Source organism: Acinetobacter seifertii (assembly GCF_016064815.1).
GTDB classification, from domain to species: domain Bacteria; phylum Pseudomonadota; class Gammaproteobacteria; order Pseudomonadales; family Moraxellaceae; genus Acinetobacter; species Acinetobacter seifertii.
This window is the reverse complement of sequence record NZ_CP065820.1, coordinates 1,220,870-1,238,195: the sequence shown is the minus strand read 5'-3', so window position 1 is coordinate 1,238,195 and position 17,326 is coordinate 1,220,870. Positions and strand designations below refer to the sequence as shown.

15 protein-coding genes are annotated in these 17,326 nt (G+C 38.4%); 8 read left to right on the top strand and 7 right to left on the bottom strand.

The genetic code is table 11. The features are described 5' to 3' along the window. Positions 1–176: 176 nt before the first annotated feature. Together I8T81_RS05820 and I8T81_RS05815 are read left to right on the top strand one after the other, a co-directional pair. On the top strand, positions 177–794 hold the full coding sequence (locus I8T81_RS05820; protein ID WP_002052473.1) for a septal ring lytic transglycosylase RlpA family protein: 618 nt from the start codon (positions 177–179) through the stop codon (positions 792–794). A gap of 573 nt (positions 795–1,367) precedes the next feature. After that, the gene (locus tag I8T81_RS05815; protein WP_198072323.1) at positions 1,368–1,820 is read left to right on the top strand and encodes an Mpo1 family 2-hydroxy fatty acid dioxygenase; all 453 of its coding nucleotides are present in this window, start codon (positions 1,368–1,370) and stop codon (positions 1,818–1,820) included. Positions 1,821–1,858: 38 nt separating this feature from the next. Here I8T81_RS05815 and I8T81_RS05810 read toward each other — a convergent pair whose 3' ends face one another. From I8T81_RS05810 to rpsB, 6 genes are all read right to left on the bottom strand, one after another. Continuing rightward, complete coding sequence (locus tag I8T81_RS05810) at positions 1,859–2,176, bottom strand: AzlD domain-containing protein (protein ID WP_019457158.1); 318 nt, start codon at positions 2,174–2,176, stop codon at positions 1,859–1,861. A 1-nt stretch (position 2,177) separates the two neighbouring features. After that, positions 2,178–2,894 carry an AzlC family ABC transporter permease gene (locus I8T81_RS05805; RefSeq protein ID WP_198072322.1) on the bottom strand — a complete coding sequence of 239 codons (717 nt, stop codon included), beginning with the start codon at positions 2,892–2,894 and terminating at the stop codon, positions 2,178–2,180. A gap of 94 nt (positions 2,895–2,988) precedes the next feature. Continuing rightward, on the bottom strand, positions 2,989–3,813 hold the full coding sequence (locus I8T81_RS05800; protein WP_019457160.1) for an AraC family transcriptional regulator: 825 nt from the start codon (positions 3,811–3,813) through the stop codon (positions 2,989–2,991). Positions 3,814–3,909: 96 nt separating this feature from the next. Further along, a complete protein-coding gene (locus tag I8T81_RS05795) occupies positions 3,910–4,392 on the bottom strand; it encodes a DUF3465 domain-containing protein (RefSeq protein ID WP_198072321.1) in 483 nt (160 codons plus the stop codon). Between the two features lie 66 nt (positions 4,393–4,458). Then, complete coding sequence (gene tsf, locus I8T81_RS05790) at positions 4,459–5,334, bottom strand: translation elongation factor Ts (protein WP_198072320.1); 876 nt, start codon at positions 5,332–5,334, stop codon at positions 4,459–4,461. 137 nt (positions 5,335–5,471) lie between these two features. Then, positions 5,472–6,224, bottom strand: a complete 753-nt coding sequence (rpsB, locus tag I8T81_RS05785; RefSeq protein WP_001982118.1) for a 30S ribosomal protein S2 — start codon at positions 6,222–6,224, stop codon at positions 5,472–5,474. Between the two features lie 210 nt (positions 6,225–6,434). Between rpsB and map the strand changes: the two genes are divergently transcribed. The 4 genes from map (at position 6,435) to I8T81_RS05765 (ending at position 11,664) form a co-directional block, all read left to right on the top strand. Next, positions 6,435–7,259, top strand: coding sequence for a type I methionyl aminopeptidase (gene map, locus I8T81_RS05780; RefSeq protein WP_004700423.1), 825 nt, complete (start codon positions 6,435–6,437; stop codon positions 7,257–7,259). A gap of 205 nt (positions 7,260–7,464) precedes the next feature. Next, on the top strand, positions 7,465–8,520 hold the full coding sequence (locus I8T81_RS05775) for an OmpW/AlkL family protein (protein WP_198072319.1): 1,056 nt from the start codon (positions 7,465–7,467) through the stop codon (positions 8,518–8,520). 411 nt (positions 8,521–8,931) lie between these two features. Continuing rightward, complete coding sequence (locus tag I8T81_RS05770) at positions 8,932–10,278, top strand: MFS transporter (RefSeq protein WP_198072318.1); 1,347 nt, start codon at positions 8,932–8,934, stop codon at positions 10,276–10,278. 171 nt (positions 10,279–10,449) lie between these two features. Beyond that, entirely contained in the window at positions 10,450–11,664 is a 1,215-nt protein-coding gene (locus I8T81_RS05765) for an MFS transporter (RefSeq protein WP_198072317.1), read from the top strand. A 243-nt stretch (positions 11,665–11,907) separates the two neighbouring features. On the opposite strand, the gene sthA is transcribed toward I8T81_RS05765, so the two are convergent. Then, a complete protein-coding gene (sthA, locus tag I8T81_RS05760; protein ID WP_004700414.1) occupies positions 11,908–13,320 on the bottom strand; it encodes a Si-specific NAD(P)(+) transhydrogenase in 1,413 nt (470 codons plus the stop codon). A gap of 202 nt (positions 13,321–13,522) precedes the next feature. On the opposite strand from sthA, the gene lipA reads away from it, so the two are divergent. Both lipA and I8T81_RS05750 read left to right on the top strand, forming a co-directional pair. Beyond that, positions 13,523–14,536, top strand: a complete 1,014-nt coding sequence (gene lipA, locus I8T81_RS05755) for a lipoyl synthase (RefSeq protein WP_198072316.1) — start codon at positions 13,523–13,525, stop codon at positions 14,534–14,536. A gap of 279 nt (positions 14,537–14,815) precedes the next feature. Next, complete coding sequence (locus tag I8T81_RS05750) at positions 14,816–17,281, top strand: acyl-CoA dehydrogenase (RefSeq protein WP_198072315.1); 2,466 nt, start codon at positions 14,816–14,818, stop codon at positions 17,279–17,281. Positions 17,282–17,326 lie beyond the last annotated feature (45 nt).

The following is a 17,326-nucleotide window of genomic DNA, read 5'->3' as shown; positions in this document are numbered from 1 at the left end:
TGTAAGTTTTTGCCCTTTTTGTAACTATTTCTCGTTAAAGACTAGACACTCTCCGTAAGCGATGAATATTATCCACCCCAATCAAGCAATTGCAAAAGTGAATAATTAGGCATGTTCACTTCAATTTTTAGCGTTTTGCTAAAAGAAAAAGAGCATGTTCTCAGGAGTTTATATAAATGCAGTTATCGCTGAAATACATTCTTGCACTGACGGCTAGTTTAAGTATGGCCCCACTGCACGCTGAAATGATGCAGTCATCATCATTAAACAGTGATGTAGATGGTCCAAATGCAAATTTAGCAGCACGTGTATTGAGTAAAGATACTCAAAGCTTTAATTCTCGTTTTTCCAACATTAACAGTCTTTCAATCACTGAACGTTCTGGCGATCAAATTCGTCGTCAAGCTATCGCAGCTAAAATTGAAATCCCTGAAGATGAGCCTTCAGTGATTGAAAAACTTAACACAGTAGCTTCAAATACTGTTCGTAAGTTTAGCCAAACTGGTATGGCATCTTGGTATGGTCGTCAATTTCATGGCCGTAAAACTGCAAGTGGTGAAACATTCGACATGAATGCACTTACTGCTGCTCATCGCAGTCTGCCATTGAACTGTTATATCCGTGTGACAAACAAAGATAATGGCAAAAGTGTGGTAGTAAAAGTAAACGACCGTGGTCCATTCCATGCAAATCGTGTACTTGATTTATCATACGGTGCAGCAAAACGCCTTGGTATTACCAATGCAGGCACTGCTAAAGTAAGTATTGAACGTGTAGACGGTCCTACTTCATAAGCGATTACTCCTAGAGTTCATGAAAAAAGCCACAATTTAATTTGTGGCTTTTTAATTTTTGGAGTTCATCATAAGAAATTATGTTCAAAAATTTTATGTTTCTACTCATTTTACAATTACAAAATTGATTAATTTTTAACCCAAAAACACATCTTTTTAATACCTCTCATTTTTTTCTTCTATTTTTCGATTAGAGCCATTTTAAAAAAATTACGCTACCATAGTACCACTTTAGTCTAAAAAGGGCTATTTATCGCGTTTTAAGAGCAGTTGAGTTGAGTATTTTTCTGTTATTTTCCGGCTTTTCATAAAAAAGTGCTTTTTTGGGTCATTTCCTGACTTCAAAATCCAAAAATAAATAGCCAGATTTTTCTAAAATAGAATTCGCTATTTTTAAGTTCGGCTTTTAACTTTTCCAACCCGCTTTTTCCAGATGATGAATCCTTAAATTTTAAGATCACATAAATGAACGATAAGGAAGATTTGCAACTTTTCTTGTCTACCCACATAACGACAGGCTAAAATATAGGCATAAAAAGAATGATTCAAAATTAGACATGGAGAAAAAGGTCTATGAAATCTATTGGTGAATGGTTTGATGAATACAGTGAAAGCCATCAAAATCCAACGAACAAGAAAATCCACTGGGTATGCGTCCCAGCTATTTTATTTTCTATTATCGGAATCATTGCCCACTTTAGCGTCTTACTCACTGCTTTACTCATTGTACTGACTCTAATTTTCTATGCTCGACTCGATCTTGTACTTGCAGTAGCAATGGCTGCACTTCTCGTTGTGATGGCTTGGCTTATTTATGTCTTACCTGTAGGGGTAGGATTTTATATTGCTCTTTTTGTCATTGCTTGGATTGGACAATTTTACGGACATAAAGTTGAAGGTAAAAAACCTTCTTTCTTTAAAGATTTACAATTTCTATTGATTGGTCCAGTTTGGTGTATGGATGCCTATCTTGCAAAAATATTACCTAAGTGGAAAAGTCGGCAGAACAAACTGATTACTCAATAATTTATTAAAAAGCTGAATCTTTTAGATTCAGCTTAAATTTACTGATTTATTAGAAAATTTATAAAATAGAAAAATGCTAAGCTGAGTAGCACACTGGGCAAAACTTTTTTTAAATAGAAAGCTATTACAATACAAAATATTGTCGCGTATAAGTAAGGATTATCAAAAATACCTCTTAGTTCATTTCCCTCAAAAAAGATTACTGGTATACAAATAGCAGTTAATAAGCAAGGCGCTGAATAATTCAGCATTTTATTCATTAATACGGGTAATTTTACTTTTACATTGGGTTCCAAAAAATAATAACGATTAAAAAACACAATAGCAGCCAATCCTAAAATCATGAGCCATGACATATTATTTTTCTCCTGTTCTATTTTCTGCAAAAACCGCAATAAGCATTCCCAATAAGCCAGAAATTAGAATACCTCCTTCCAAGTTTAAAAATTTGAGAAAAGAGCCAGTAATGCAAGTTGTTAAAACTCCAGCTATGACAGGCTTTTCCTTACACATAGGAATAATCATGGCCACAAAAATAGCAATAATCGAAAAATCTAAATGGTAGGACAATAAATCTGGAATCGTCGTAGCCAATAAAATTCCAGCTAAACTAAAAACCACCCAGAATAAATAAAAACATATACCCGCCCCTAACAAATAATGAGGATGCCTTTTTTCGTTCGGAGCACTTAAAGCAAACAATTCATCTGTTAGCAAAAAACCTAAACTTAATCGCTTTGGCAAAGACAAAATAGAAATGTTATTTCTTAAAGTTAATGCATAAATAAAATGCTGTGCAGTAAGAAAGAAAATCGTGATATAGATTGTTAATAATGATGCACCTTCCATCACCATACTCAAACTGACCAATTGTGCAGCACCAGCAAACACAATTCCTGACATTGCTAATGCTTTATAAAATGATAAACCTGTATGAATTGCCATTGAACCAGCCAAAATAGCCCACGGAATAACCGAAATAGACAATGGCAATATATCTACCGCCCCTCGTAAAAAAAGATACGGAGGTTGGCCTTTAGAAAATCTTACAGATTGATTTAAGTGAGCATTCATCTCTAGACATCTATAACATTAAATATTTATAGAGCTTCTTGTATTTCGCCCAAACTCTCTTGAACAAAATTGCGGTTAGAAATGAAAATAAATTTTAGAGATTAAGACTTGCTACATACTGGGTAGGTGTAACGCCCATTGCCTTTTTAAAGTGACGGTTAAAATGACTTTGATCAGAAAACCCACATTGCTGTGCAACCATCACAATTTGATCACCTTGCTTTAATAACTGTCTCGCTTTTTGCAAACGTGCCTGTACCAACCACGCATGAGGTGGCAAACCCACATGTTTTTTAAATTGTCTTAAAAAATGCCAAGCGCTTAATCCAACCATATCAGCCAACTCCTGCAAAGAAAAATTCTTTTCAGGCATATCTGCCAACAAATCTTTAACTTTTAAGATTTTCGAATAAGCCTCTGGTAACTCACAAAAGGTATGTCTCGACTTCCCATGACGCATCATTAAACACGCCAATGTTGACAGATACATGGTTTCTTTCAGCAAAAAATTATCTTTTTGTTCTAATAAATCAAATAACAAGCAAAGTTGTTGAGACAAACCTAAGTCCTGAATAACTGCTTGAGGAAACCAAGGTGCGCCACGACCATTCTCAAAAAAATCCTGACTCACTTCAGCAAGCATTTCTGGTGTAGGATAAATTGCTCGATAACGCCAACCCGATTCGACAGCAGATGAACCTGTATGAATTTCGTCTGCATTCACCAAAATAATGTCGCCTTTAGGGGCTACATGTAGTTGTCCCGTCCTAAAAAAAGACTGTGCACCTTCTTCAATCACACCAATACAATATCCTTCATGGGTATGCTTTGAAAATTGCGTTTGGTGGTAATGTGCTTTTAATAGTTCTAAACCGCCCAACTCTCGCAAATGCAAGTAGTCAGCCTGTTCGCGGTACATATATACATCTCATCTATTTATCTAGAAAAAACATAGCATGTTTTAAAAAGATGCATAGAACAAAATTGCTGTTAGATAGAAATGTATACCCGTTTTCTATTGGTAAATACGCCCATTATGTTTTAGCCAACCATTTTCATGTCGATTTTGTGGATCATGATGCGTCCAATGCAATACACCACCTTTTTCGTTATATTCATATTCACCATTAAATTCGACAATATCCCCTTTGTGTAAATCTTCAATTTTTGGTGCTAAATCAATATTATGTGCGACCAAAATTGAAAGACCATTTTTTAATACAAGAATAAATTTCTGATGTCTTGTCCCATCATTATCTTCTCTTAAAATTGCTTTTACTCGACCACTTCCCTGCACTTGAACATTACTTTGTTTACGATCATAAGCAGTTTTTATGGTATCCGCACCATCATTTGAAAGCGCCGTTTCAGTATGCTGAGTGACGGGAGTGGGTGATGATGTTTGATTCTTCTTATGTCCAGATGAATCTAGACCGAAATATGCAGCAATCAATAAGACAATAATGCCGCCAATACTTAGATTTTTTTTATTTGTCATCTTTATATTCCGATTTCAATAGGGATAAAAAAAGCCCCAATGGGGCTTTTTTTATTGTGATACGAATTACTTCGCAGCAGCTTGAGCAGCAGCAACTTCTTCAGCGAAGCTCATTTCTGCTTTTTTCTCGATACCTTCACCAACTTCAAAACGTACGAAGTTAGCAACAGTTGTAGCAGTCGCTTTTAATACGTCAGCAACTTTTTTGTCGTTGTCGATAACGTACATTTGACGGTCAAGAGCAACTTCGTTTAAGTATTTCTCAACAGAACCAGTTACCATTTTCTCAACGATGTTTGCTGGCTTACCAGATTCTAACGCTTTCGCTTCAGCAATTTCTTTCTCTTTAGCGATAAGGTCAGCTGGAACAGCTTCAGCGCTTACTGCTACTGGGTTGAATGCAGCAACGTGCATTGCAATACCTTTACCAGTGTCAGCATCACCTGTGTAAGAAACTACAACACCGATTTTTAAACCGTGTTTGTAGATAGCCAAGTTTTCGCCTTCAACGATTTTCGCGCGACGAACTTGGATGTTTTCACCGATTTTTTGAACAAGCGCAATACGAGCTTCTTCAACTGATTGGCCATCAGCCAATTTTAATTCAGCGATTTTAGCAGCATCAGTTTCGCCAGCAGCTAAAGCAGCAGCAGCAACTGCGTGTGCAAAGTTAGAGAAGTTTTCGTCTTTAGCAACGAAGTCAGTTTGACAGTTTACTTCAACTAAGATCGCTTTCTTACCGTCTTGAACGATAGTGATTGCACCGTCAGCAGCAATGTTGCCAGCTTTTTTAGCAGCTTTAGCTTGACCAGATTTACGAAGGTTATCAATAGCAAGTTCGATGTCACCGTTCGCTTCTGTTAATGCTTTTTTGCATTCCATCATTGCAAGACCAGTACGGTCACGTAATTCTTTTACCATGCTTGCAGTAATTGCAGTCATGTTGATCTCCTAAAATCGGTAGAAAATAAATCTTTTCAACAAAAACGGCCCAAAGAAACTCTGGGCCGTTTGCACTCTCGACGCTTAATTTGCCACCATTACATGTCGCAAAAATGACAAGCCTGCGTCAAAACGCATTAAGCCTCAGAAGCGTCTTTCGCAGCGTCATCGCCTTTTGCTTGAGCGTTCGCTTGAGATTGAGCGTATTCTTTACCAGCAAGAATTGCGTCAGCCATAGCTGAAGCATATAAAGTTACTGCACGGATCGCATCGTCGTTACCAGGAATAACGTAATCAACGTTGTCTGGGTTAGAGTTTGTATCAACGATACCGATAACAGGAATACCTAAGTTCTTAGCTTCTTTAATTGCAATCGCTTCGTGATCAACGTCGATTACAAATAATGCGTCAGGTAAACCACCCATGTTTTTAACGCCGCCTAAAGAACGCTCAAGTTTTTCCATCTCACGAGTACGTTCTAAAGCTTCACGTTTAGTAAGCTTAGCAAAAGTACCGTCTTGAGATTGAGTTTGAAGATCTTTTAAACGGTTGATAGATTGGCGAAGTGTTTTCCAGTTCGTCAACATACCACCTAACCAACGGTGGTCTACATATGGTTGACCAGCGCGTTGAGCTTGTTCACGGATGATGTTAGAAGCAGCACGTTTTGTACCAACGAACAAAACTTTATTCTTTTTGCTTGCTAATTGGTTAGCGAAGTTCAAAGCATCATTTAACGCAGGAACAGTGTGCTCAAGGTTGATGATGTGAATTTTGTTGCGCGCGCCAAAAATGTATTGACGCATTTTTGGGTTCCAGAAACGAGTTTGGTGACCAAAGTGCGCACCTGCTTGAAGAAGGTCGCGCATGCTTACGTTGTAATCTGCCATTTTCTTTACCTTAAAAGTTGGGTTAGGCCTCCATATATCCGCATTCTCCACCTTTTTACGGGCACCCAGAGTAATGTGACGATATATGTGCGGATTTTTTACTCCACCTATCAAAAATCTTCGTAAAAGATATTCACGAAAAGCATTTGATAAAATGGGCGGCTATTTATACCATAGACGCTTGTAAATTACCAAAAGTTTTTAGAGATCATGAACAGTACTTATACAGCTCCACGTCGATTAATCAAAACTCCAGATGAAATTGAAAAAATGCGCATTGCAGGACGACTGGCGGCTGAAGTTCTAGAGATGATCAAGCCGTATATTAAGGCCGGTGTAAGCACCCTCGAACTTGATACCATTTGCCGTAATCATATTGAAAATGTACAACATGCCATTCCAGCTTGTGTGGGTTATGGTGGTGCTCCAGGACGCCCTGCTTTTCAACATTCTATTTGTACTTCGGTTAACCATGTCGTGTGTCATGGTATTCCTTCTGAAAATAAAATCTTAAAAAACGGCGATATCCTTAACATTGATGTGACCGTAATTAAAGATGGTTATCACGGCGACACCAACATGATGTATGTCGTAGGAGGTGAAACTTCTATTTTGGCAAACCGTTTATGTAAAGTTGCTCAAGAAGCAATGTACCGTGGAATGGCAACAGTTAAAGACGGTTCATACCTAGGTGACATTGGCCATGCTATCCAGAAATATGTTGAGTCAGAACGTTTTAGCGTAGTACGTGAATATTGTGGTCATGGTATTGGTACCGTTTTCCACGACGAACCTCAAGTGTTGCATTATGGCCAAGCTGGTACTGGTATGCGCTTAGAAGCAGGTATGACCTTTACGATTGAGCCAATGGTCAATGCTGGTGTTTGGCAAACTAAATTGCTTGGTGACAAATGGACTGTTGTAACTAAAGACCATAAACTTTCTGCTCAATATGAACACACTATTTTAGTGACTCAAACAGGTATCGAAGTATTGACAGCTCGTCCTGAAGAAGACCTTTCTCGCTTCAACTAATAATTTAATAAACATTAACAAAAGGCTACTTTGAGTAGCCTTTTGTTTTTTATTTTGTATTTTTTATTAATAATTCTTTCCAAATATAAACAAATATTTCAAAAAAATTACAATTATTAATTTTTATTAAACAATCGATTTAATAAAACGCGCTAAGGTGGGCTCAATAAAAATCAGTAAACAAATGTCGGACATGGAGTCCTTTATGATGAAAAAGTCATTATTTTGTATGACAGCTGCCTTTTTTGCTCTGCCAACAGTCACTTTCGCCGCTTCTCCATATTTTAGCTTAAAAGATGGTGATGGTTTTAAACGCTTTTCAGTCTCTGCCGGCTGGTTACATGCAATGCCACAAGGAAGCGCAAATCCAGTCAACATTAATACCAGTGTCGCTGAAGGAACCAGCTCTAAAGTAGGTTCTGTATCAAAACAATCTGTCTTAAATGCGGCGGATCGAAGTTCCAATCCCCTCTTATACGATGCAATTAAAATTCTACCTACAGATACATTACCATCCATTCTTACAGGTACTGCAACAGTAAATGGGTTATCGAATTGGCAAAGTGAAGGTACGGGCTTAGAAGCTCAAAGTGTTGATACTCTGGGTATCATGGCAAATTATAATTTTACAGATAATTTATCTCTGGAAATTAAAGCTGGCGTTCCTCCAAAGGTAGATATAAAAGGTAAAGGAAATATTTATGCACCATTATCTGGTTCAGCAAACACAGCTCTTGGTTCAATCGGTCTAAAAGAAGATATTCATATCACCGATCTTACGCAAGGTGATAAAGCAGCTACAGCACGTGCTTGGTTACCTGCTGTAGAACTGCACTATCAGTTTGGTAAATCAGGAGTGAATAAATTCCGCCCATATGTAGGTGCGGGCGTCATGTATGCCTATTTCAATGACTTAAAAATGAATTCAGGGATTGAGTCAGATTTAATTAAAGCTGGTCATATGATTCAAAATATTCATGATGGTAAAGCTGGCGCAGCATTAGACGGTAAAACATCTTCAGCAAATCCTATTGTGAAGTTAGAAGCGACCGATACTTTTGCACCTATTGTTACTGTCGGTGCAACGTATGACTTCAACCCGAACTGGTTTGCCGTTGGTTCCGTTTCTTATTCGAAAATGAATAATGAAGCAAAGATTTATGTTACTGACCAAAATACAGGTAAAGAGCTCATTAAAGCGAATACCAAAATTGATATTGATCCACTCATTACCTATGTAGGTGTAGGTTATCGCTTCTAATTTTTAAAACACTCAAGCTATAAAAGCTTTACTGAAGCTTTTATAGCTTTTTTATTAGGCAGATTAATCCTGCTTCTTTTTAAATCAATATGCTAAAAAAATGAGCACTTTTTATGAATGCTATAGCAAAATTTAGCTTCTATCATTCTTATTAGCTTTTTTCATTTCATGCTTATTTTATGATTCATTTTCTTAGCCTCTAACTAATTTAATAAAATTAAAAACTAAGATTTTCCTTTTAGTAAAAATTATTTTTTGGCACGTCCTTTGCTTTATTTATATCATGATGAATCAATGGCGATTCAATGGATAAACCAAGACGGCCAATGACGTCCGCTCTGATCGGTATGCAGATAGACAATTCATTTTGTCATGCAAATTAAAATTTCGTTCAGTTCAGGGGGACGGCGTATGTCTTCAAATATCAATCTAGATGCAAAAAAAGCAACTGAGATTAAATTATTTAGTTTCTCAACTCCAGCCATGCGTGCCTTTCACATGTCTTGGCTCGCGTTCTTTGTCTGCTTCTTCGCATGGTTTGCCTGCGCTCCATTAATGCCTGTTATTAAAGGCGAATTTGGCTTAACAAAAGATCAAATTGCCAATATTAATATTGCCGCCGTTGCGATTACGATTTTAGTACGACTCGCTGTTGGACCACTTTGTGATAAATATGGTCCACGAATTACCTATACAGCCCTACTCTTACTCGGCAGTATTCCGGTATTTGGTGTCGCTGCTGCTAACAGTTATGAATCTTTTCTATTCTTCCGCTTGCTGATTGGTGCAATTGGCGCGAGCTTTGTCATTACGCAATATCATACAAGTATTATGTTTGCACCTAACGTTGTAGGTACAGCAAATGCAGCAGCGGCTGGTTGGGGTAATGCTGGTGGGGGTGCAACTCAAGCTTTAATGCCTTTATTACTCGGTGCAATTGTCATGTTTGGTGTTGAACAGACTATGGGTTGGCGTATTGCTCTTATCGTACCGGGTGTGATGATGGTGATTGTGGGAGTCCTTTACTGGAAGTTAACTCAAGATTGTCCTCAAGGTGATTTTAAAGAAGTTCGTGCACAAGGCATTGATGTTGGCAGCGGCAAAAAAGGCGGTATGGCAATTTTAATGCAAGCTGCGCGTAACTACCGTGTCTGGATTTTATTTCTGGCTTATGGTGCATGCTTTGGTATCGAAATTTTTATTCATAACGTAGCAGCCATGTACTATGTTGATCAATTCAAAATGGATTTAAAAACTGCAGGTTTAACGGCAGGAATATTTGGTCTTCTTGCATTATTTGCACGTGCACTAGGGGGCATTATTTCCGATAAAGTCGCACTTACTAAAGGACTAGATGGACGCACGAAAGTACTTGTAATCATGATTTTAGGCGAAGGTTTATTCTTAATTCTCTTCTCTCAAATGAATGGTGTCGCTCTCGCTATTCTTTCAATGACTATTTTTGCACTATTTACACACATGGCCTGCGGCGCAACATATGCTCTTGTACCATTTATTGACCGTAATGCATTAGGCGGTGTAGCAGGAATTATTGGTGCGGGTGGTAATGCAGGTGCAGTTGCAGCTGGCTTTTTATTAAAAGGTGTACTTGATATTCAAACTTGCTTATTTATTTTAGGTGGACTGGTTATGGTTGCGGGTTGTAGCGTGATTTTGATTCGCTTCACAACCGAACACAAAGAAAAAGAACAAGTCCTTTTTGAACAAGCGCTACTTGAGCGTAATTCTGCAACTTAATTTTTTTATAACCAGCAGAAATCAAAATGATTTCTGCTGGTTTGCTTTTGTTATAAAGAGAGTAGCGTTGTTACCTTTTAATTTTTCTTAAATATTCCCACCATCTATATCGATATCTTTCGATACATCTTCTACAATAACTCATCACTTTCCTATAATTTTCCAATCACAATGACTAAAACAGGCAATCAGTTCTCACAGCCACTTATATACATGTTAATTGGTAGCGCTCTTATCTTGGCTCTTTCATTAGGTGTTCGTCACGGTTTCGGCCTTTATTTAGTTCCAATGAGTCATGATTTTGGTTGGGGGCAACATGTTTTTAGTCTTGCAATCGCGATGCAAAATTTAATATGGGGAGCTGTGCAGCCTTTTACCGGTGCGATCGCAGATAAATATGGCAGTAAAATTGTGGTTGCTGTTGGCGGATTACTTTATGCCCTTGGCTTACTCTTAATGGCTTTTAGTTCCAGTGTACTCATTTTAAATTTAAGCTTAGGTCTTATTATTGGTTTAGCTTTATCAGCAACCTCTTTTACGGTTTTACTGAGTGCCGTAGGCCGAGCTGCTCCACCAGAAAAAAGAAGTATGGCAATGGGTATTGCCAGTGCGGCAGGTTCTTTTGGTCAGTTTATTATGCTGCCTTCCACCCTTCTCTTACTTAAAACAGTAGGATGGTCCGCAGCTTTAATGGTGAGTGCTCTCCTTATTGCTCTAATTATTCCTCTGGCATTGATGCTTAAAGCTCCAGCTTATCAACCACCTAAGGCACTCATTCAAACTCAACTCACATTTAAACAAGTACTGAATATTGCCAGAAAACACAAACCTTTTTGGTGGTTAGCTTTAGGGTTTTTAGTATGCGGGTTCCAAGTTGTATTTTTAGGGGTACATTTGCCAGGCTATTTAATCGACCACGGCTTTGATGCGGCGACAGGTACAATGTTTCTAGCTTTAATCGGCTTATTTAATATTGTGGGAACTTATGGGGCGGGTTGGCTGGGAGATCGTTTCTCAAAACCTAAATTATTAATGGCACTTTATGGTAGCCGCGGCATCGCAATCATTGCCTTTCTACTATTACCTTTAAGCACTTATACAGTATATGCTTTTGGCGTCGTTATGGGGCTTCTATGGCTCTCTACTGTTCCACTCACCAATGGCATTGTCGCGAATATGTTTGGTGTTAAATATCTTTCAATGCTGAGCGGTATTGTATTTTTCACTCATCAAGTTGGTTCTTTCTTTGGCGGTTGGCTTGGCGGTGTTAACCATGACTTAACAGGTAATTACAATGCAATTTGGCTATGTTCAATAGCTTTGAGTATATTAGGGGTAATTGTACATTTCTTTGTAAATGAGGAGGCTGTTATTCATGACGTATAATGCCTTACTTTTGAAAACAATTATGAGTTTCTTCATTGTAGCTCTTCTAGTTCTTTCCATCATTTTATGGAAACAGACACCTGATTTATTTGAATATTTTAATCAAGCATTTTGTGCACACTAGAAAGATGAGGCGCTGAAATCACTCTGTACATTGTCATAAAAATATAAAAATCGTATGGTCTAATGAAAATAAAAAAGCCCGCAAATTTGCGGGCTTTTTTATTGAGAAATTATTTAAAATCAAAACAAGCGATTCATACCGTTAAGTGCAGCTACACGGTAGGCTTCAGCCATGGTTGGATAGTTAAACGTTGTTTCGACAAAATATTTCAAAGTATTGTTTGGGCTGTGCATAACTGCTTGCCCAATGTGGATAATTTCGGCAGCGTTATTACCAAAACAATGAATACCTAAAATTTCTAAAGTGTCACGATGGAAAAGAATCTTCAATTCACCCACTGTATCACCCGTAATTTGTGCACGAGCCAAATGACGGAAAGAAGCTTGACCTACTTCATACGGAATTTTCTCTTCCGTTAATTCTTGCTCATTTTTACCAATAGATGAAATTTCCGGAATGGTGTAAATACCCGTTGGGATATCACGTACTGGCTTCGCATCTTCACCACTCATGTTTGCACCAGCACAGCGCCCTTGGTCATAAGCAGCAGAAGCAAGTGATGGCCAACCGATTACGTCACCAGCAGCATAGATATTTTCAACTTCAGTTTGGTATTGATCATTTACAGAAAGCTGTCCACGGTTGTTTGGTACTAACCCAACATTCTCAAGACCTAAGCCTTCTGTATTACCTGAGCGGCCATTACACCAAAGGATTGCATCAGCTTTGATTTTTTTACCACTTTGTAAATGTAATACAACGTGGTCATCAAATGTTTCAAGATGATCCATTTGTTCGTTGTGACGAATTAACACACCTTGTTCACGTAAGTGATAAGACAAAGCATCAGCAATTTCATCATCTAAATAGCTTAAGAGTTTTTGCTGAGTATTAATCAAGTCAACTTTATGATCTAAACCAATAAAGATCGAAGCATATTCACAGCCAATAACGCCTGCACCGTAAATAATGATTTTTTGAATTGAGTAATCAAGATCAAGAATTTTATCTGAATCAAATACACGAGGATGGTCAAAGTCGAGACCTTGTGGATGATAAGGACGACTACCTGTCGCAATCACGATTTGCTTACAGATGATTGTTTCTTTAATGCCTTCATGGCTAAAAACTAAAACTGTATTTTTATCTTGAATATATGCACGGCCATGAAATACACCGATTTTGTTGCGGTCATAAAAACGTGTATGTGTATCAACCTGTTGTTGAATCACTTTGTGAGCATTACGCAACACCTGTTTCATGGTGAACTGTTTCCATTCACCTACTTTTTGAAACATCGGGTCACGTTGATAGCGAATAATACTAGAAACTGTTTGACGTAATGCTTTACTTGGAATAGTCCCTACGTGAGCACAGTTACCACCCAGTTGATCACGCACATCTACTATTGCAACACGCTTACCCGCTTTTGCAAGCTTCATTGCCGCGCCTTCACCTGCAGGTCCAGAACCGAGAACTACCGCATCGTACTTAACGAAATTCCCACTAACGACCTCTTTTTTACGTGGCATTGAAAGCTCCTTCCTCTCTTGAATGACCATATTTTATAATAGATTATGACTAATATGCGGTGAATTTATGTATTTCTCAACCCTATATTTCTGAATAACCACATTTATTATATGAATAGTTATTTTCCGCTATTAACCAAAGAACTCGGCTATAATACAATGTCAATGTCAATGTCTCTATAAACGAGTGGAAAAGTTAAATATGTCAGAACACCGTAAACCTGAACAGGGTGTAAAACTTCGTGGCGCAGAAAAAGTCGCAAGAATTCCTGTAAAAGTTGTACCTACGGTTGAAGTGCCGCGTAAACCTGACTGGATTCGTGTCAAGATGACGGCACCAGAAGAAGTTCAGCGTATTAAAACCACTTTACGTGCTCAAAAACTCCATACCGTTTGTGAAGAAGCAGCTTGTCCTAACCTACCAGAATGCTTTGGTGGTGGTACAGCAACATTCATGATTATGGGTGATATTTGTACACGTCGTTGCCCGTTCTGTGATGTCGCACATGGTCGTCCAAATGCATTAGACCCTGATGAACCTCGTCACATGGCAGAGACTATTGCCAATCTTAAACTCAAATATGCAGTAATTACTTCGGTTGACCGTGATGACTTACTTGACGGCGGTGCACAACATTTTGTGGACTGTATTAAGGAAGCTCGTACGCTTAGTCCAAGCACATTACTTGAAATTTTAGTTCCAGACTTCCGTGGACGTATGGATATTGCTTTACGCATTATGACTGAATGTCCGCCAGATGTTTTCAACCATAATATTGAGACTGTACCTCGTCTCTATAAAGCGATGCGTCCAGGTTCAGATTACCAACATTCTTTAAACTTATTGAAAATGTTTAAAGAATACTGCCCTGACATCCCAACCAAATGTGGTTTGATGGTAGGTATTGGTGAAACTGAAGAAGAAGTCATTGCATTACTTGATGACTTACGTGCTCACGATGTCGACTATGTGACTATTGGTCAATACTTACAACCTTCAAAACAACACGCACCAATTGACCGCTTTGTAACACCAGAAGAGTTTGAGCGTTATGCAGAGCATGGCCGTAAACTTGGTTTTAGAAATATCTGGTCTGCGCCAATGGTTCGTTCGAGTTACTTTGCTGACCGTCAATACCACGGTGAGCCAGTACCAGAAGTTCGTCGTAAAGTAGATCCAGCTAAAAAAATCGCTGTTCAAGTCGTCGAAGCTTAAAAATTAAATTTCTATAAAAAGCCCTCTAATACTGAGGGCTTTTTATTTGTATAAGAAAATCAATAACATTTCTTGACAAATAGATAAAACAAGCTATTACACTTTCACTCAAAAATATCTTATACCTAAAAGTACGATATATCCCTGCTCTAGCATATAGATCAATTGCGACATAAAAAATCAAATTTAAACAGCATTAAAAATGAGCTAGTTAAGCCTTAAATCTCTCCTCGCCTTTTGTAACGTCTAACTTGAGGGCTTATCTAGCAAGGAGCAAGTATGATTTTCCTACTCTTTGTTTTAAGTATTGTCATTCAGCTTATTGCAATATGGGCAATTTTCTTTTTTAACCTAAATAGAGTCATTGGTAGTGTTATTACGATTGCTGTAGCCATCCTTACTGCACTCATTTTAACGCCATGGTCACTGCTTTTAGGGATTCCTCTTATTGCTCTTAGCATTATTATTTTGTTTAAGCCTTTACGGTTTAGTTTAATTACAAAACCTGCTTATAAAACTCTGGCAAACTCAATGCCGAGCATCAGTACCACTGAACAAGAGGCTTTAGAAGCAGGAACAAGTTGGTGGGAAAAAGAATTATTTATGGGTGCTCCAGATTGGTCGCAATTTGAGAAGTATCCTTACCCTACACTTTCATCAGAAGAACAAAGTTTTATTGATAATGAAGTTGAAGTGCTATGCAGCATGCTAAATGAATGGGAAATTCATCACCAATTAAAAGACCTTCCACCTGAAGTTTGGCAGTTCATTAAAGATAAAGGTTTTTTAGGCCTGATTACTCCAAAATCATTTGGTGGTAAAGAGTTTAGCTCATTTGCTCAAAGCCGTATTATGAGCAAAATTGCATCACGCTCTTTAACTGCAGCAGTGAGCTGTATGGTTCCTAACTCACTGGGACCCGGTGAGCTACTCATGCACTACGGTACGGATGCACAAAAGCAGCAATATCTACCGGGTCTTGCCAAAGGTGAAGAAATTCCATGCTTTGGTTTAACAAGTCCTGAAGCTGGTTCAGATGCTGGTGCCATTCCAGATTCGGGTGTGGTGTGCTACGGCGAATATGAAGGCGCTCAAGTCCTTGGTCTGCGTATGAATTTCTCTAAACGCTGGATTACACTTGCTCCGATTGCCACAGTAGTTGGCTTAGCATTTAAGCTTTATGATCCTGAAGGTCTACTCGGCGATAAAAATAAAACCGAATACGGTATTACCTGTGCACTTATTCCTGCAAGCCATGCTGGTGTAAAAATAGGAGCGCGCCATTATCCTGGCTCTCCATTTATGAATGGAACAGTTGAGGGTGAAGATGTTTTCATTCCTATCGACTGGATTATCGGTGGACAAGAAAATGCGGGTAAAGGCTGGCGCATGCTGATGGAGTGTTTAGGTGTTGGGCGTGGTATTTCCCTTCCAGCATTAGCTACAGCCGCAGGTGAAATGAGCTATTTAACCGTAGGTGCTTTTGCGAGAATTCGTCAACAGTTCAATATTTCTGTTGGTAAATTTGAAGGTGTGCAAGAAGCAAGCAGTGAAATTGCCAGTGATGCCTATATGCTTGAAGCATTCCGTTATTTAGTAACATGTGGCCTAAATCAAGGCGGAACTCCTGCCGTGATGACTGCCATGGCAAAATACTATGCAACAGAAACTATGCGTAAAGTCATTAATCACGGTATGGATATTGCCGGTGGACGTGGTATTCAGCTTGGGCCTCGTAACTTCCTTGCCCTTACCTATCAAGCCATCCCGATTGCAATTACAGTCGAAGGTGCAAACATTTTAACCCGCTCACTCATGATTTTTGGTCAGGGTTCAATGCGCTGTCACCCTTATCTTTTTGAAGAATTGCAATTACTTCAGTCTGAAGACAAAGCCAATGCAGTTCAAAAATTCGATGACCTATTATTTAAACACTTAGCGTATACCTTTAATCGCGGCGCAAAATCATTTGCTTATGGTTGGACAGGTGGTTCAAGTGATGCACCTCAATCATCAGATCAATTCACGGCAAGTTACTATAAAACCATTAACCGTTTTAGTGCCAACTTCGCCCTTGTTTCTGATATGTCACTAGGTTTACTTGCAGGGGATTTAAAACGCAAAGAAATGCTCTCAGGACGTTTAGCTGATATTCATGCATACTTGTTTATTGCCACTGCAATTTTAAAATTTTATGAAGCTGGACAAAAAACTGAAGCTGAACAACTACATGCAAAACTAGCATTACAAAAAGCGTTCTTAAATATTCAGGAAGCATTTTGGGGATTATTTGACAACTTCCCAGCCAAGCTTCCAGCAGCCTTAGTGAAATGGATTTGTTTCCCGCTAGGTCGTGTGATTGCAAAACCTGATGATGAGTTAAAACAGCAAGTTGCTGAACTCATGATGGAAGAACATCCGTTTAGAGAGCAACTCAAACGCCATGTGTACTATTCAACTGAACCTAACGATGTTACTGGCCGTCTAGAGCACACGTTCCAGATTTTAAGAACCCTTGAACCGCTTTGGGATAAGTTTAAGAAAGCTGAATCCAAAGGCAAGTTTACTGGTCTTACTTTTGAAGAGAATATTGCACAAGCGATAAAAGAAGGCTTTATTTCTGAAAACGAAGCTCAACAATTATTGCAATACAACGCAATTCGATTTGACAGCATGCTTACCGATGTTTTTGATGAAAAACTCGATAAGGATCTACCTTTGTCAAACCCTCATCAAATAGTGTGACTAATGCCTCCACCAATTCACTATTGCAATCATTTTTGATTCGCA

Bases quoted from the DNA above. Each gene is read 5' to 3' on its own strand.
- I8T81_RS05820 (WP_002052473.1), top strand. From the start codon at position 177: ATGCAGTTATCGCTGAAATACATTCTTGCACTGACGGCTAGTTTAAGT.
- I8T81_RS05815 (WP_198072323.1), top strand. From the start codon at position 1,368: ATGAAATCTATTGGTGAATGGTTTGATGAATACAGTGAAAGCCATCAA.
- I8T81_RS05810 (WP_019457158.1), bottom strand. From the start codon at position 2,176: ATGTCATGGCTCATGATTTTAGGATTGGCTGCTATTGTGTTTTTTAAT.
- I8T81_RS05805 (WP_198072322.1), bottom strand. From the start codon at position 2,894: ATGAATGCTCACTTAAATCAATCTGTAAGATTTTCTAAAGGCCAACCT.
- I8T81_RS05800 (WP_019457160.1), bottom strand. From the start codon at position 3,813: ATGTACCGCGAACAGGCTGACTACTTGCATTTGCGAGAGTTGGGCGGT.
- I8T81_RS05795 (WP_198072321.1), bottom strand. From the start codon at position 4,392: ATGACAAATAAAAAAAATCTAAGTATTGGCGGCATTATTGTCTTATTG.
- tsf (WP_198072320.1), bottom strand. From the start codon at position 5,334: ATGACTGCAATTACTGCAAGCATGGTAAAAGAATTACGTGACCGTACT.
- rpsB (WP_001982118.1), bottom strand. From the start codon at position 6,224: ATGGCAGATTACAACGTAAGCATGCGCGACCTTCTTCAAGCAGGTGCG.
- map (WP_004700423.1), top strand. From the start codon at position 6,435: ATGAACAGTACTTATACAGCTCCACGTCGATTAATCAAAACTCCAGAT.
- I8T81_RS05775 (WP_198072319.1), top strand. From the start codon at position 7,465: ATGATGAAAAAGTCATTATTTTGTATGACAGCTGCCTTTTTTGCTCTG.
- I8T81_RS05770 (WP_198072318.1), top strand. From the start codon at position 8,932: ATGTCTTCAAATATCAATCTAGATGCAAAAAAAGCAACTGAGATTAAA.
- I8T81_RS05765 (WP_198072317.1), top strand. From the start codon at position 10,450: ATGACTAAAACAGGCAATCAGTTCTCACAGCCACTTATATACATGTTA.
- sthA (WP_004700414.1), bottom strand. From the start codon at position 13,320: ATGCCACGTAAAAAAGAGGTCGTTAGTGGGAATTTCGTTAAGTACGAT.
- lipA (WP_198072316.1), top strand. From the start codon at position 13,523: ATGTCAGAACACCGTAAACCTGAACAGGGTGTAAAACTTCGTGGCGCA.
- I8T81_RS05750 (WP_198072315.1), top strand. From the start codon at position 14,816: ATGATTTTCCTACTCTTTGTTTTAAGTATTGTCATTCAGCTTATTGCA.